The sequence below is a fragment of the Amycolatopsis sp. 195334CR genome (genome assembly GCF_017309385.1).
Lineage (GTDB): Bacteria > Actinomycetota > Actinomycetes > Mycobacteriales > Pseudonocardiaceae > Amycolatopsis.
The window spans coordinates 339,668-353,612 of sequence record NZ_JAFJMJ010000004.1 but is presented as its reverse complement, the minus strand read 5'-3'; the positions used below and the strand labels follow the sequence as shown (position 1 = coordinate 353,612).

At 72.5% G+C, this 13,945-nt stretch carries 15 protein-coding genes; 6 read left to right on the top strand and 9 right to left on the bottom strand.

Annotation, left to right across the window (positions count from 1 at the left end; translation table 11 throughout):
• Positions 1 to 44 precede the first annotated feature (44 nt).
• The 4 genes from JYK18_RS45425 to JYK18_RS45410 all read right to left on the bottom strand — a co-directional run bounded on the left by JYK18_RS45425 (position 45) and on the right by JYK18_RS45410 (position 3,086).
• Positions 45 to 353, bottom strand: a complete 309-nt coding sequence (locus JYK18_RS45425) for a (2Fe-2S)-binding protein (RefSeq protein ID WP_206810512.1) — start codon at positions 351 to 353, stop codon at positions 45 to 47.
• On the bottom strand, positions 350 to 1,501 hold the full coding sequence (locus JYK18_RS45420) for an FAD-binding oxidoreductase (protein WP_206810511.1): 1,152 nt from the start codon (positions 1,499 to 1,501) through the stop codon (positions 350 to 352). Before JYK18_RS45420 ends, JYK18_RS45425 begins: the two co-directional genes overlap by 4 nt.
• A gap of 78 nt (positions 1,502 to 1,579) precedes the next feature.
• Positions 1,580 to 2,155 (bottom strand): helix-turn-helix domain-containing protein, encoded by a 576-nt coding sequence (locus JYK18_RS45415; protein ID WP_206810509.1) that lies wholly within the window; start codon positions 2,153 to 2,155, stop codon positions 1,580 to 1,582.
• A 70-nt stretch (positions 2,156 to 2,225) separates the two neighbouring features.
• Positions 2,226 to 3,086 carry a cobalamin-binding protein gene (locus tag JYK18_RS45410; RefSeq protein WP_206810505.1) on the bottom strand — a complete coding sequence of 287 codons (861 nt, stop codon included), beginning with the start codon at positions 3,084 to 3,086 and terminating at the stop codon, positions 2,226 to 2,228.
• Positions 3,087 to 3,138: 52 nt separating this feature from the next.
• Between JYK18_RS45410 and JYK18_RS45405 the strand changes: the two genes are divergently transcribed.
• The 3 genes from JYK18_RS45405 to JYK18_RS45395 all read left to right on the top strand — a co-directional run bounded on the left by JYK18_RS45405 (position 3,139) and on the right by JYK18_RS45395 (position 5,208).
• A complete protein-coding gene (locus JYK18_RS45405; RefSeq protein ID WP_206810503.1) occupies positions 3,139 to 3,468 on the top strand; it encodes a VOC family protein in 330 nt (109 codons plus the stop codon).
• Between the two features lie 121 nt (positions 3,469 to 3,589).
• On the top strand, positions 3,590 to 4,201 hold the full coding sequence (locus tag JYK18_RS45400; protein ID WP_206810501.1) for a DUF6801 domain-containing protein: 612 nt from the start codon (positions 3,590 to 3,592) through the stop codon (positions 4,199 to 4,201).
• A gap of 23 nt (positions 4,202 to 4,224) precedes the next feature.
• On the top strand, positions 4,225 to 5,208 hold the full coding sequence (locus JYK18_RS45395) for an LLM class flavin-dependent oxidoreductase (RefSeq protein ID WP_206810499.1): 984 nt from the start codon (positions 4,225 to 4,227) through the stop codon (positions 5,206 to 5,208).
• Here the strand turns inward: JYK18_RS45395 and JYK18_RS45390 are convergent.
• Positions 5,194 to 5,673, bottom strand: a complete 480-nt coding sequence (locus tag JYK18_RS45390; protein ID WP_206810497.1) for a hypothetical protein — start codon at positions 5,671 to 5,673, stop codon at positions 5,194 to 5,196. The genes JYK18_RS45395 and JYK18_RS45390 overlap by 15 nt on opposite strands.
• Positions 5,674 to 5,867: 194 nt before the next feature.
• On the opposite strand from JYK18_RS45390, the gene JYK18_RS45385 reads away from it, so the two are divergent.
• Genes JYK18_RS45385 through JYK18_RS45375 form a run of 3 tightly spaced genes read left to right on the top strand, consistent with a single transcriptional unit; the run spans position 5,868 to position 8,763 of the window.
• Positions 5,868 to 7,247: an MFS transporter gene (locus JYK18_RS45385; RefSeq protein WP_206810495.1), complete on the top strand. Its 1,380-nt coding sequence runs from the start codon at positions 5,868 to 5,870 to the stop codon at positions 7,245 to 7,247.
• A gap of 16 nt (positions 7,248 to 7,263) precedes the next feature.
• Complete coding sequence (locus JYK18_RS45380) at positions 7,264 to 7,791, top strand: TetR/AcrR family transcriptional regulator (protein ID WP_206810493.1); 528 nt, start codon at positions 7,264 to 7,266, stop codon at positions 7,789 to 7,791.
• 51 nt (positions 7,792 to 7,842) lie between these two features.
• Positions 7,843 to 8,763 (top strand): NAD(P)-dependent oxidoreductase, encoded by a 921-nt coding sequence (locus JYK18_RS45375; protein WP_206810491.1) that lies wholly within the window; start codon positions 7,843 to 7,845, stop codon positions 8,761 to 8,763.
• On the opposite strand, the gene JYK18_RS45370 is transcribed toward JYK18_RS45375, so the two are convergent.
• The 4 genes from JYK18_RS45370 to JYK18_RS45355 are packed head-to-tail and all read right to left on the bottom strand — an operon-like array spanning position 8,701 to position 13,938.
• Positions 8,701 to 10,605, bottom strand: coding sequence for an SUMF1/EgtB/PvdO family nonheme iron enzyme (locus JYK18_RS45370; RefSeq protein WP_206810490.1), 1,905 nt, complete (start codon positions 10,603 to 10,605; stop codon positions 8,701 to 8,703). The two genes, JYK18_RS45375 and JYK18_RS45370, sit on opposite strands and share 63 nt — an antisense overlap.
• Positions 10,602 to 11,474 carry a ribokinase gene (locus tag JYK18_RS45365; RefSeq protein ID WP_206810487.1) on the bottom strand — a complete coding sequence of 291 codons (873 nt, stop codon included), beginning with the start codon at positions 11,472 to 11,474 and terminating at the stop codon, positions 10,602 to 10,604. The genes JYK18_RS45370 and JYK18_RS45365 overlap by 4 nt, the downstream gene beginning before the upstream one ends.
• The gene (locus JYK18_RS45360) at positions 11,471 to 12,778 is read right to left on the bottom strand and encodes an ADP-ribosylglycohydrolase family protein (RefSeq protein WP_206810486.1); all 1,308 of its coding nucleotides are present in this window, start codon (positions 12,776 to 12,778) and stop codon (positions 11,471 to 11,473) included. The genes JYK18_RS45365 and JYK18_RS45360 overlap by 4 nt, the downstream gene beginning before the upstream one ends.
• Positions 12,775 to 13,938 carry an ADP-ribosylglycohydrolase family protein gene (locus tag JYK18_RS45355; RefSeq protein ID WP_206810485.1) on the bottom strand — a complete coding sequence of 388 codons (1,164 nt, stop codon included), beginning with the start codon at positions 13,936 to 13,938 and terminating at the stop codon, positions 12,775 to 12,777. Before JYK18_RS45355 ends, JYK18_RS45360 begins: the two co-directional genes overlap by 4 nt.
• Positions 13,939 to 13,945 lie beyond the last annotated feature (7 nt).

Genomic DNA, 13,945 nt, shown 5'->3' with positions numbered 1-13,945 from the left:
CCCGACCAGCGGCCATCACCACGCGAGTCATCGTCGCCGTCGAGTCATCGGTCCTCCAGGCGGGATTGGGTGCGGATCTCGTCACCATCGTGGGCGCGGCGGCGGCAGGCTCGGACATCCCGCTCGTCCCCCACGGTGACCACGCAGTCGAAGCAGGCGCCGATCCCGCAGAACACCCCGCGCGGCTCGCCCGCCGGATCGGTGCGCCAGGCCGTCTTCCCCGCGGCCAGCAGCACCCCGGCGATCGTCTGACCGTCCACACCGGACACCTCCACCCCGTCGACGGTCACCCGGATCGGCCGGTCCCGCCGCCCCACCCGGTCCGCGCCGCCGGGCACCAGCCTCGGGCTCATCGGCCACCTCCCAGCACCGCCGGGCGATCGACCCGGAACGGCGAAGCGTCGATCTCCGGCCGCCGCCCGGCGACCAGGTCCCGCAGCACCCGCCCGGTCCCGACGGACAACCCGATCCCCGCACCTTCGTGCCCGCTCGCGTGCCACAACCCCGGCAACCGCGGATCGGCGCCGATCACCGGCAGGTGGTCGGGCACGAACGGCCGGAAACCCCCGTAAGCCCGCATCACCGGCACCCCCGCCAAACCGGGGAACAACCGCAGCGCCTTCGCGGCGATCGCCGACAACGCCCCGACGTGCAGCCGGTCGTCGAACCCGACCTGACGACGGGAGGACCCCAGCAGGATCGTCCCCGCCTTCGTCGACTCGACCACCGCCGACGTCTGCAGTTCCGCCGAACCGCTGCCGACCGCACCGACGTAGTCCGCGTCGTAGACCTTGTGGAACACCGTCGGCGGCATCGGCGTGGTCACCAGCACCTCGCCCCGGCGCGGCCGGACGTCGATCGGCGCGCCGAGCACCGCCGACAACTCCCCCGCCCACGGACCGGCCGCGTTCACCACCACGTCGGCGGGCAGTTCTCCGCTGGTGGTGCGGATTCCCGTGACACCACCGGATCCGGTGAGCACGCCGATGACTTCGCAGCGCGTGTACAACGTGACCTCCGCGGCGGCGAGCAGCGCGGTCGCCGCCGCGACCGGCTGCACCTGCGCGTCCTCCGGGTAGTGGATCGCGGCGGTCACGTCCCGGGTCAGGTGCGGTTCGGCGGCGGCGAGCGCGCCGGCGTCCATCGGCTCGGCGACGATCCCGGCGGCACGCTGCCCCTCGGCGAACTCGGTGAGCGCACGCGCCCCGGCTTCCGTGGTGGCCACGACGATCCCGCCCTTGGCGTCCCATTCGACCCCGTCGGCGGCGGGCAGTCCGGCGAGCACCTCGGGCCACAGGCGCCGCGAAAGGCGGGCCAGTTCGAGTTCCGGACCGGGGCCCTTGTCGGAGACCAGGACGTTGCCCTCCCCGTGGGCGGTGGTCGCACCACCGGGACGACCGCGGTCGACCACGGTCACCTCGAACCCCTCGGCGGACAGTTCGCGAGCGCACGCGGCCCCGACGATCCCGGCGCCGATCACCACCGCTCGCGTTCCGTACATCGAACCTCCGCCGTTCGTTAAACCGAACGTGGCCGAGGCTAGGCCGGGCCCGGGGTGACTGTCAACACACCCCTCGGCTCAGGCGTGCGGGCTGCTGCCGCCCCGGTACTGGAGCAGCAGCACCGACCGCACCTCGCCGCCGATCGCCTGGTAGCTGTGCGGGAGCGAGGCGTCGAAGGCGACCGAATCGCTCGGCCCCAGTTCGGCGGTGCTCCCGCCGACCTCGACGCGCAGCCTGCCCGCCTGCACGATGGTGCGCTCGGTGCCGACGTGCCCGAGCGAGCGCTGGCTGGCCGCCCCGCGCACGCGCTGGTCGTAGACCTCGAAGATGACCCCGTCGGACTCGATGCGCCGCAGCATCCGCAGTTCCACCGCCTCGCCGGCGAGCACCTCCTGCTCCTGCCCGCGCACCACCGTCATGCCGCCGTGGTGGCTGCTCTCGAGCAGATCGGAGATCGGCAGCTCCAGCGCCCTGGACAGGCTGAACACCGTCTCGATGGTCGGGTTGCCCGCGCCGGATTCGAGCTGGGACAAGGTGGCCTTGCCGATCGACGAGCGGCGCGACAGCTCGGACAGCGACAGCCCGCGGTCCGCCCTGGCGCGCTTGATGTTCGCCGCCAGCAGGTCCCGCACCGAGGGGTCGGAGGTCTCCACGGCCCGGCCTTCCGTTCTGTAAACCGTACGTTTTGCGGTAGGGCGTTCACTATAGCGTCCAGTGCGCCGATCACCCGTGCAGCAAGTCCGCCAGGATCTCCGTGCCGCGCACCACGCGCGGGCCGGGCCGGTTGAAGTAGGCGGGCCCGTCGAGCAGGTGGACCCGGCCCGACCGGACCGCGGGCAGGTCCGCCCAGCCCGGCAGCCCGGTCAGCAGGTGCAGTTCCGCCCGGGTGCGCTCCGGCGGGAACCCGCACGGCAGCAGGAGGAGGACGTCCGGCCGCGCGGCGGTCACCGCTTCCCAGGTCACCGGCCGCGTGTGCTCCCCCGCCCGCGCCAGCAACGGAAGCCCGCCCGCCGCCTCGATCTGCTCCGGCACCCAATGCCCGGCGGGCCACAGCGGGTCCAGCCACTCCAGCGCCACCACCCGGGGCCGCGGCCGTCCGGCGACGCGGGCCCGCACGGCATCGAGCCGGGCCCGCAGCTTCTCCTCCTCGACCGCGGCGGCGTGCTCGGCGTCGAGTGCTTCGCCCACTCGGCGCAGGCAGTCGAGCACGTCGTCGAGCGTGCGTGGTTCGAGGCTGAGTACCCGCGAACCGGCGTCCAGTTCCCGCACCGCCTCCGAGACGCGGCGGTAGGAGATCGCGCAGACCTCGCACAGGTCCTGCGTCAGCACCACGTCCGCGGCGGCCTCGGCGAGCCGGTCGAGATCGAGGGAGTACAGCGACGAACCCCGGTGCGCACCGCCCACCGCGGCCGAGATCTCGCGGCTGGTCATCCGATCGTGGTCGATCTCGCTGCGCGTGACCACCGGGACCCCGGCCACCTCGGCCGGCCAGTCGCATTCGTGGGTGCGGCCGGCCAGCCACGGCAACCGGCCGAGCACGGCGACGAAGTCCGTGGCGGCGGGCAGCAGCGAAACGATGCGCACGGCCCCACCGTACGGCCGATGAGTTCCCGCCGCGGCGGCGGTCAACACCGGTATGGACCTGTACTGCTGCATCCCGGTGACCGACCGCTCCGCCGCGCTCGACTGGTTCGCGGTGTTCTTCGGCCGCCCCGCCGACGAGATCATCGGCACCGAAGCGCTGTGGCAACTCAGCGAACACGCGTGGATCGTGGTCGACGCGCACCCCGAACGGGCCGGCGGCGCCCTGCTCACCCTGGGCGTCACCGGCCTCGACGACATCCTGGCCCGCCTGTCCGCGCACGGCATCGGCCACGAACCGGTCGAGACCTACGACAACGGTGTGCGCCACGTCGTCGTGCTCGATCCCGACGGCAACAGCCTCTCGCTCGCCGAAGCCGGGTAATTGTCATTCCGGCACACCGGCGGCAGGCGGAATTCGCACTCTTCGACAAGATCCACGAGCGGCCTTGTCCCCCGGTCCCGGCCGCCAGTAGCTTCCGGGCAACCGAGACTGGGGAGTCGCGATGTTCGCACGCATGGCCACCGTCGCCGCCGTTTTCGCGGTGGGGGTACTGGGCACGACCGCACCGGCGTCCGCCGCCACGATCACCTACCGCACCGGCACGGCCGCGCCGGTGACCTACCGCTGTTCGCCGCCCAGCCTGCCGCCGCAGTACGCCACCGTCGAAGCCCGGTTCGACGCGCCGGATTCGGTGCCATCGGGCAGCACCTTCACCCCGACGGGCGTGGGTGGCTCGGTCACCTTCTCCCCGGAAACGCACGAGCAGTTCGCGAAGGCGGGCTGGGACGGCATCCGCGGTGACGCGTTCCTCTTCTTCCGGACCACCGGCGCCACCCTGTCCCCCACGGCCGCCAACTACCTCAATGTGCCGGACACGCTGTTCCCCGCCGGTGGCCCGATGGTGATCCCGTTCGCCCAATCGGGGGCCACGACGGTGCCCGCCATCACCGCCGGTGCGCCCGGCAGCGCCACGGTCGCGACCGCCGAGCTGCTGTTCGACGCCGAGTTCCACCGGCAGGCCACGAATCAGTGGGTCTCCATCACCATGGCGTGCTACCTCCACCCGACGGTGCCGCAGAACCCGGTCTTCAGCCCCTCCATTACCGTTTCCTGAACGGGGGGATCGGAGGGGCGGCCGTGCGCTTGTCGGTGCTGGACACCTCGCCGATCGTGCAGGGGTCGACACCGGGGCAGGCGCTGCGCAACACGGTCGACCTCGCACAGCTCGCCGACGCGCTGGGGTTCCACCGGTACTGGGTGCCGGAGCACCACGGGATGCGCGGGGTCGCCAGTTCCGCGCCCGCGGTGGTCGTCGGCCACCTCGCGAACCTCACGCGGCACCTGCGCGTCGGCGCCGGCGGCGTGTTGCTGCCGAATCACGCGCCGATCGTGGTGGCCGAGCAGTTCGGCACGCTCGCCGCGTTCCACCCGGGGCGCATCGACCTCGGCATCGGCCGGGCGCCCGGCGGGGCACCGCACGCGGTGGCGGTGGTCCGGCCCGAACGCGAGCGGACGGCGAAACCCTTCGCACAGCAACTCGACGAGCTGCGGTCCTTCCTCCACCCCGCGGAAGACGCGCCGGTCAAGGCGATTCCCGTGCTCGGCGGGAACGTGCCGGACCTGTGGCTGCTCGGCTCGTCGGCCACCAGCGCCGAACTGGCGGGCGAGCTCGGGCTGTCCTACGCCTTCGCGCACCACCTCAATCCCGCCGAGGCCGGGCGCGCGCTGCGTGCCTACCGGGCGAACTTCCGCCCTTCCGGGTACGCCACCGAGCCGACGAGCTTGGTCAGCGTGTCCGTCATCGCCGCCGACACCGACGAGCGCGCCGAATGGCTCGCCGGTTCGACGCGGTTGAAGGTGCTCAGCCGCTTGCGCGGCAAGCGGATCCAGCTGCCCAGCCCCGAAGACGCGGCGGCCTACCCCTACACCGACGACGACCGCGCCACCATCGCCACCCGCTCGGACCGCGTGCTCACCGGCGGCCCGGGAAAGGTGGCGAAACTGCTGCGAGAACTCGTCGAGGAAACCGGTACCGGCGAAGTGATGGTGACCACCCCGGTCCACCACCACGCCGACCGCCGCCACTCCTACGAAATCATCGCCGCCTTAGTACAACAATGAGAAGAAGTGCTCGCAGTACCGGCATTTCCTGGCCGCCGCGAGCACCCGGTTAGCACATTCCGGGCACAGTTTCGTTTCCGGTACTTTCTCGGCGCGGTGCCCACGGGTGGCGAGCACGAGAACCAGCACCCCGCAGGCCACGGTCGCCACCCCGGAAGCAGCCAGCGGGCCGAATCCGCGCTCGCCGGGGTCCAGCCCGTCACCGAGCAGGAACAGCACCACCGCGACGACAGCAGCGATCGAGGACACCAGCACCGTGCCGCGCACCCGCTCGGCCCGGTCCGCACCGCGGGTCGCATAGAAACCGCCGCCGACGATCAGCGTGGCGATTCCGGCAATGCCGAGTACATTCAATCCGTCGACCACACTGGATTCCGCCAGCCCGACCAGTGACGAAACAATCCCGACCGAGGCAGCCATTCCGTGGAGCGCGCCCAACCAGGAAATTGGCGATTCCCCCGACATCGCACACCACCTTTTTTCCGAAGGTTTTGCTCCTAGGTCGCCCTCGCGAACTCGCCTGTTACGCGGGAACAGTCACAATTCGGCCCACTACACCCCGACGGCGGTACCGCGACGCGGAGCGCGGACACCGGACGCCCGGGGGTGACCGGACTCACCCGGGCAAACTGTACCGGATGGAAGGTATAGTTTGAGCCATGGTGCTGAGTGGAGCGCGGCGGTGGAGCCTGCTGGTCACGGTCGCGGCCGGACTGCTGCTGATCACGCTGGACAATTCGATCCTGTACACGGCCCTCCCGACGCTGACCCGTGAACTCGGCGCGGACGACACCGAGGGCCTGTGGATCATCAACGCCTACCCGCTGGTGATGGCCGGGCTGCTGCTCGGCGCGGGCACACTGGGCGACCGCGTCGGCCACCGCCGGATGTTCCTGGTCGGGCTGGGGATCTTCGGCGCCGCGTCCGTGGTGGCGGCGTTCGCGCCGGACCCCGCGCTGCTCATCGCCGGGCGGGCGCTGCTCGCGGTCGGCGCGGCCGCGATGATGCCCGCCACGCTCGCGCTCATCCGCATCGCCTTCACCGACGAACGCGAGCGCAACCTGGCGATCGCGGTGTGGGGCAGCATTTCCGTGGTCGGCGCCGCGCTCGGCCCGATCGTCGGCGGGGTGCTGCTCCGGCACTTCTGGTGGGGTTCGGTGTTCCTGGTCAACGTCCCGGTGGTCGTGCTGGCCTTCGTCGCGACGCTGCTCGTCGCACCCCGGGGCACGCCCGACCCGTCGAAGCGGTGGGACCTGCTGTCCTCGCTGCAGGCGATGGCCGGGCTGGCCGGACTGGTGTTCGCGATCAAGGAACTGGCGAAGGCGCCGGCGTCGTGGCCCGTGCTGGCCGCCGCGCTGCTGGTGGCCGTCACCGGGTTCGTGCTGTTCACCCGGCGGCAACGGCGCCTGCCCTACCCGCTGCTCGACTTCGCGATCTTCCGCAACCCCGCGTTCAGCTCGGGCGTGGTCGCCGCGGGCGTGGCCATGTTCGCGCTGGCAGGCATCCAGCTGGCGACCACCCAGCGCTTCCAGCTCGTCGCCGGGTTCAGCCCGCTGGAGGCCGGGCTGCTGGTCGCCGCGGCGGCGCTCGGCTCACTGCCCACCGCGCTGGCCGGTGGCGCGATCCTGCACCGCACGGGACTGCGGCCGCTCATCGCCGGCGGGCTGCTGATCGGCGCCGCCGGGGTGCTGGTGACCGTGGCGGGCCTGGGCGCCGGGCTCGGCTGGGTGGTGGCGGGCATGGTGCTCACCGGCGCCGGGCTCGGCCTGCCGATGGCGGTCGCCTCCAGCGCGATCATCGGCAACGCGCCCGCGCACCGGGCGGGCATGGCCTCCTCGGTGGAGGAGGTGTCCTACGAGTTCGGCAGCCTCACCGCGGTCGCGCTGCTCGGCAGCCTGCTCACCGGCATCACCGCGTCGAGCGGCTTCGACACCGGGTACGTGGTGGTGATGCTGGTGGCCGCCGGGGTGCTCGCGCTCGCCGCCGGGTTCACCCACGTGCTCCTGCGCCGCCCGGCGTTGGCTACCGTCACGCACTGACCGAGGGGAGTCGATCATGCGCGAGAGCAAGCGCTCCAAGATCCTGGCCGCGGCGGTCGAGGTGGTCCAGCGCGAGGGCGTCACCGCGGTCACCTTCGAATCGGTGGCGGCCGAGTCGGGACTGACCAAGGGCGGCCTGCTCTACCACTTCCCCACCCGCGTCGCGCTCCTGCTCGGCGTGCACCAGCACGTCGCGCGGGAATGGGACCGGGCGATGACCGAGGCCGCGGGCAAGAGCGCCGCCGAAGCCACCGCCGAGGAACGGCTCGCCGCCTACGCGCGCGTCGCTTCCCGGAGCGGGACGCGTGCGGACCTGCTGCTGTCGCTCGAAGCGTCGATCAACCCGGTCTACGCCGAGCCGTGGATCGAAGTGATGTCGCAGTGGGCGCCGTCGGCGAAGGAGGCCGAAACCGATCCGGCCGCGTTCGACCGGTTCATCGCGCGCCTCGCCGCCGACGGCCTGTGGATGTACGAAGCGCTCACCGGGGAGGAGCTCGCCCCGGGGTTGCGGCAGCGCGTCTCCGACCGCCTCGCGGGTCCCTGACAAAAATGTCGGTACTTCCGCGTTCGCCGGTACCGGCCGCACGATGTGCGCATGATCGAGAACGTGACGGTGCTCGGCCTCGGCCCGATGGGGCGGGCGATGGCGCGGGCCTACCTCGGCGCGGGTTACCGGGTCACCGTGTGGAACCGCACCGCGAGCAAGGCCGACGCCCTGGCCGCCCAGGGCGCCCGCCGGGCCGGGACGGTGCGAGAGGCGCTGGCCGCCGCTGAACTGGTGGTGCTCAGCCTGACCGACTACGACGCCATGTACGCCCTCCTCGATCCGGTCGCCGACGCCCTGTCCGGCCGGGTGCTGGTCAACCTCAGCTCGGACACCCCGGAACGGGCCCGCGCGGCCGCGAAGTGGGCGGCGGACCACGGTGCGGCGCACCTGACCGGCGGGGTCCAGGCCGCTCCCCCGCAGATCGGCCGGCCCGAGGCATACACCTTCTACAGTGGACCCCGCGACGTCTTCGACACCCACCGCGAGGCACTGGCCGTGCTCACCCGCCCCGACTACCGCGGCGAGGACCCCGGCCTGGCCGCCGCCTACTACCAGCTGACCATGGACCTGTTCTGGACCACGACGCTCGGCTGGCTGCACAGCCTGGCCGTGGCCCGCGCGCACGGCATCTCCGCCGCGGATTTCCTGCCCCACGCCTCGTCGCTGCTCGCGGGCCTGCCGGACTTCCTCGCCTTCTACTCACCGCGGATCGACGCCGGCGACCACCCCGGTGACGCGGAACGCCTGACCATGGGCGCGGCCAGCGTCGACCACGTCGTCCGGACCACCGCGGACGCCGGGGTCGACACCGCCCTGCCCGACGCCGTGCACGCCGCGTTCCGCCGGGGCGTCGCGGCCGGGTTCGGCGAGGACAGCATGACCAAACTGGTCGAGGTCCTCGGGAACTCAGAGATCCCAGGCGCAGCGGAATCCGACGGTCGCGCTGCGCGCCTGGCCCAGCCCCGGTAGCAGGAGTTTCACGCTGTAGTCCGGCGCGTGCCGTCCGCCTTCGAGGTACCAGTCGGCACCTTCCGCCCGGTAGTCGCTGCCGCCCTTGAGCATGACGAACCGGGTGCGGCCGTCCGAATGCTCGCTCTCGGTCCAGTTCCACAAGGTGCGCTCCAGGGATTCCCCCGCGAGCTGCCATTCGTCCTCGGTCGGCAGCCTGCCACCCCGCCACGCGCAGTACGCCCGGGCGTCGTCGAGATCGACGTGGGTGACCGGTTCCTCGGGCCGCGCGTCGTCCCAGTGCGCGAGGAACCGGCTTGGCTGAGCGGGCCGGTAGTTCGTCGCCTCCAGGAAGGCGGCGAACTGCGCGTTGGTCACCTCGGCGGCCGCGACGGCCACGTCGTTGGCGAGGACGCCGTCCCGCTGCAGCGTCCGCGCGTCGTGCAGCCGGGGCGGCAGCGGCTTCCATTCGTCCACATAGGGCGCACCCTGGTACATCCCGGTTTCCCTGGCCCGGTACCGCACGGTGAGCACGTACGGGCCCGCCGGGACCACCACGGCATCCGGCTCGGCGGTTCCGGTGGTCCTTTGTGGAACAACACGGGTGGCGAGCCGGTGCGGGAAGCGGGCATCGGGGTCGTGCGGCAGGTCGCGCAGCGCCTCGGCCAGCTCCGGCAGCCACGACGGTTCCGGTGTGCCCGGTTCGACCCGCACCAGCGCGCCGATCCCGCGCGCCGGTACCGGCCCGGGCATCAGCTCGCGGGCCGAATCCACCACCGGCCCGGAATAGTCCCGCTCACCCCGGTTGACGACCGTCCACAGTGTCACGCCGTCGAGTTCCCAGCGGGACGCGTAGACCCCGGCCGCCTCCGCCTCCGGCGCCAGTTCCGCGAGCGGGGTCCATTCGCCGTCGAGCAACAACGAGCCCGCCGCCCGCTGGACGGTGGTCATGCGACGCACGGTGGCGGCGTCGCGGGCGGACCAGCCGACCCACACGCCGAACACCACCTCCCACACCATCACGCCGACACCGTTGAGCCACGCCGACTGCAGTTCCTCGGAATGGTCGCGGTGCCAGCGCCGGATGTGGTGCTGCATGTGCCGCCGCTCGTACCAGTGCGCCCGCAGCACCCCGGGCACCGGCGAGTCGGCGAAGAACTGCGCCCACGAACAGGCGTGGTCCTCGATGCGCTCGACGGCCAGCTTCGACTCGCCTTCCAGCACGATGCCGGGCTTGGCCTGTTCCAGCCGTTCGACGAACTCGGGTTCCGCTTTCTTGAGCGTGTCGAGGAAAACGCCGTCGGCGCCGAGATCCGCGACGAGCGAGGCCAGCTCGGTCACGTCGTCGCCCCCGCGTCGCGTGCCGACGTCCCACGGGTTGTAGTCGACGAACACGTGCAGTCCGGCGACGTGCAGCGCGCCGATCAGTTCGGTCAGCCCCGGGACTTCCCGGTAGAAGTCCCACTGGTTGCGGTCGTCGAGGCCGATCACCGGATAGGCGTGCCACAGCACCACGGCGTCCAGGCCTCCGAAGCGTTCCCGTGCGTCGGAGAGGAAGCGCGCGGGCGTGAAGCGCCCTTCCTCGAACGAAAAGAGCAGTTCGTCCCACAACCACACCTGCGCGACGGTGTAGCAGCGCGCCGCCCACGCCGCGCCGGGGCGTTCGTAGGCCGCGCCCGAGTACCCGTGGCGTGCGCGCGCGTCCTCTCGCCACTGCCGAAGGCGCTCACGCCAGGCCGGCCGGTCGGCCGGGTCCTCCGGCCCGCTGAAGATCTTCGCCTCGTCCAGGTCGGCCAGCGGTCCGTCCACAGTGGTCGGACGGTCGATCGGCCGCGGTACCAGCGGGTCGAACGCGTAGGTCATGGTGTCTTTCCTCCGGCGACTTCGGCAGCCGTCGGGACGGCCGCCTGAGCGCCCCGTCGGGTGACCGAGAGCGCGGCGGCCACGCAGGCCAGCCGCGCGGCCTCGGCGAGTTCCGAGCGGCGGGACAGCGCCGCCGCGAGCACTCCGCAGAACGTGTCCCCGGCACCCGTGGTGTCCACCGCCTCCACCCGGATTCCGGGGATGCGCAAGGATTCCCGGCCGCGTTCGGCCACCAGGCAGCCCTCGCCGCCGAGTGTGACGACCACCGCGGGCACGCGGTCCAGCAGGGCCTCCGGTGAGCCCGCCAGGTCGGCGGCCTCGTGCTCGTTGACGATCAGCAGATCCAGCGCGGCCCAGATGTCGTCAGGCAGCTCCCGCGCGGGTGCCGCGTTGAGCGCCATCACCGCACCCTGCCGCCGGGCGGCCGCGGCGGCGTGGACCACGTCCAGCGGGATCTCCAGCTGCGCGAGCACCACGTCCGCGGCGGCAATGCGGTCCGCCTGCGCGGCGTTGAGCGAGAGCCGCGAATTGGCGCCCGGGGCGACCACGATCGTGTTCTCCCCATCGGAGGTCACGGTGATCAGCGCGGTCCCGGTCGCCGCGTCCACCCGCTCGACGAGGTCGGTCCGGACCCCGGCTTCCCGCATCGACGCGAGCAGCAGGTCCGCCGAATCGTCCCGGCCCAGCGCACCGACGAAGGTGGTCTCCGCGCCGCCCGCCCTGGCCGCGGCCACCGCCTGGTTCGCGCCCTTGCCACCGGCGCTGCGGCGCAGGTCGCCGCCGAGCACCGTCTCCCCCGCGGCCGGGATGTGCGGCACGTCCACGAAGAAGTCGGCGTTCGCCGAGCCGACCACCACCACTCCGCTCATCGGGCCACCAGGGCCTTCGTGCGGGCGGCCAGCTCCGCGATGCGCTGCTCCCCGCCGGGCAGGGAGGTGGCGATCCGGCCGTCGAGCGGTTTCGCCCACTGCTCGGGCACGCCGTGCACCGCGCCGACCACCCCGCCGACCGTGGCTCCCACTGAATCGGTGTCCCACCCGGCGGTGACCGCGATCGACACGCTGGCGCCGAAGTCGCCGTCACCCTTGGCGAGCGCGTACGCGATGACCGCCGCGTTGTTGAGCACGTGGACCCAGTGCAGGTCGCCGAATTCGGCGTGCAGGCGGTCGAGCCCGGCACGCACGTCACCGGTACCGGCGGCCTCGCGGCCGATCCGCACCGCGCGATCCAGTGCACTGCCTGACGGGATCACGGTTTCCGCGGCGTCCAGGACACTGTGGACGGTGTCGCAGACCATCGCCGCCGAGCACAGCGCGGCGGCCCACATCGCGCCGTACACGCCGTTGCGCGTGTGGCTCAACCGGGCGTCGGTGTAGGCCAGCCGAGCAGCCTCGCGCACGTCACCCGGGGAAACCCAGCCGAACACGTCGGCCCGGATCAGCGCGCCGATCCATTCGCGGAAGGGGTTGTGGTGCGTGGCCGTTTCCGGCACCGGGCGGGCGTCGAGCACGTTCCGGTACGCGGCGCGTTCGGCGGTGAACACCCGGCCCGCCGGGAGGTGGTCGAGCCACAGCTGCGCGACGTCGTCGGTGGTGAACCCGCGACCGCGCTGTTCGAGCAGGGTCAGCGCGAGGATCGGGTAGTTGAGGTCGTCGTCCTCGGGCATGCCGTCGATGTTCTCTTCCAGCGACGTCGGCGCCGAACGGCGGTTCCACGGCCACCGCGCCGCCACGTCCTCCGGCAAGCCCACCGCGGTGAACCACCGGTCCAGCGGCCACCGCCCGGTCGCGCGCAGGATCTCCTCGATGCCCTCGCGCGGGATCTTCTCCACCGGCTTGCCGAGCAGGCAACCCGCCGCCCGGCCGGTCCACGCCCCGAGCAGGCGATCATCCACAGTGGACGGTAGTTCCGGCGCCGGCGGCAGGGACGCGGCGAGCACGTCCCAGGATTCGTCCGGTGCCTTGCGCAGATCCAGTTCGTCGAGCAGGGTCCGCGCGAGCGCCCGCAACTCCGGCGACGCGGGCCGCGGGCCGGCCCCGCTCACCGCCGGATCCGGGTCGCCACCCGCGGCGGTCCAGCGCGCCCGCACGGCGGTGACGTCGATGCCCTCGGCGGCCGACTGGACCAGTTCGTGTGCCAGCAGATCCTCGGGCTGCGCCCAGGTGAGCCTCACGTCCCCGCCTCGACGGCGTCCAGTGCGGCGAGCCGGGCGAGCGCCCGTTCGCGGTCCGCGCGGAGGATGTCCGCCGCCGCCGACGCCATCAACCGGCCGGTCTCGGTGATGTCCATCCGGCTGGCCTCGCTCACCGCGTCGAGCCACTCCCCCGGTACGGCCGCCGAGCCGCCGAGCCCGGCGCACACCGCGCCAGCCATGGTGGCGATCGAGTCGGCGTCACGGCCGTAGTTCACCGACGCCAGCACCGCACCCCGGTAATCACCCCGGTGCGCCAGGACGAAGGCGAGCGCCGCCGGAAGCTCCTCAATGGACTTGGTGCGCGACGGGCGGCGGGCGTCCATCGACATCTGCCGGTAGCGCGGGCCCACGGAATCGAAGGGCGCCACGGTTTCCCGCACCAGCCGAGCGAGCGCGCGCTCCTCGTCGTCGGTGGCCGGCGCCTTCTCCCACGCGCCGAAGGTGTCCACGACCGCGCGCAACGCCTCCGCCGTGCCGTCGTGCGCCACGTCGAGCGCGGCCTCGGCCACGTCCCCGACACCCGCCCCGGGCGCGACCGAGGCGGCGACCATCGCGGCCACCACGCCCGCCGCCTCCCGGCCGTAGCTCGACTGGTGCGCGCCGGTCAGGTCGATCGCCTCGGCGTAGGCACCCCGCGGATCACCCGCGTTCGCCAGGCCCACCGGCGCCACGTACATCGCCGCGCCGCAGTTCACCACGTTGCCCACGCCCGCTTCGCGCGGGTCGACGTGTCCATAGTGGAGCCGCGCGACGATCCACTTCTCCGCCAGGAACACGCGTTGCAGCAGCAGCGCGGTGGACTCCAGCTCGGGTACCCACCGCGGTTCGCCGATCATCAGCGGTACCAGGTCCTCGGCCATGGCGTAGGCGTCGAGGTGGGCGCGGCGCTTCGCGTACACCTCGACCAGCGCCCGCGTCATCAGGGTGTCGTCGGTGATGTGCCCGTCGCCCTTGTGGTAGGGCGCGATCGGCCGCGCGTCCCGCCAGTTCGGGTACCAGGGCCCGACGATGCCGGTGACGCGGCCGCCGTGCCGTTCCTCGATCTGCTCGGGGGTCCACCCTTCGGTGGCCCCGCCGAGCGCGTCGCCCACGGCCGCGCCCGCGATCACCGCGACGGCCCGGTCTTCCAGCCAGGTCAACCGAATC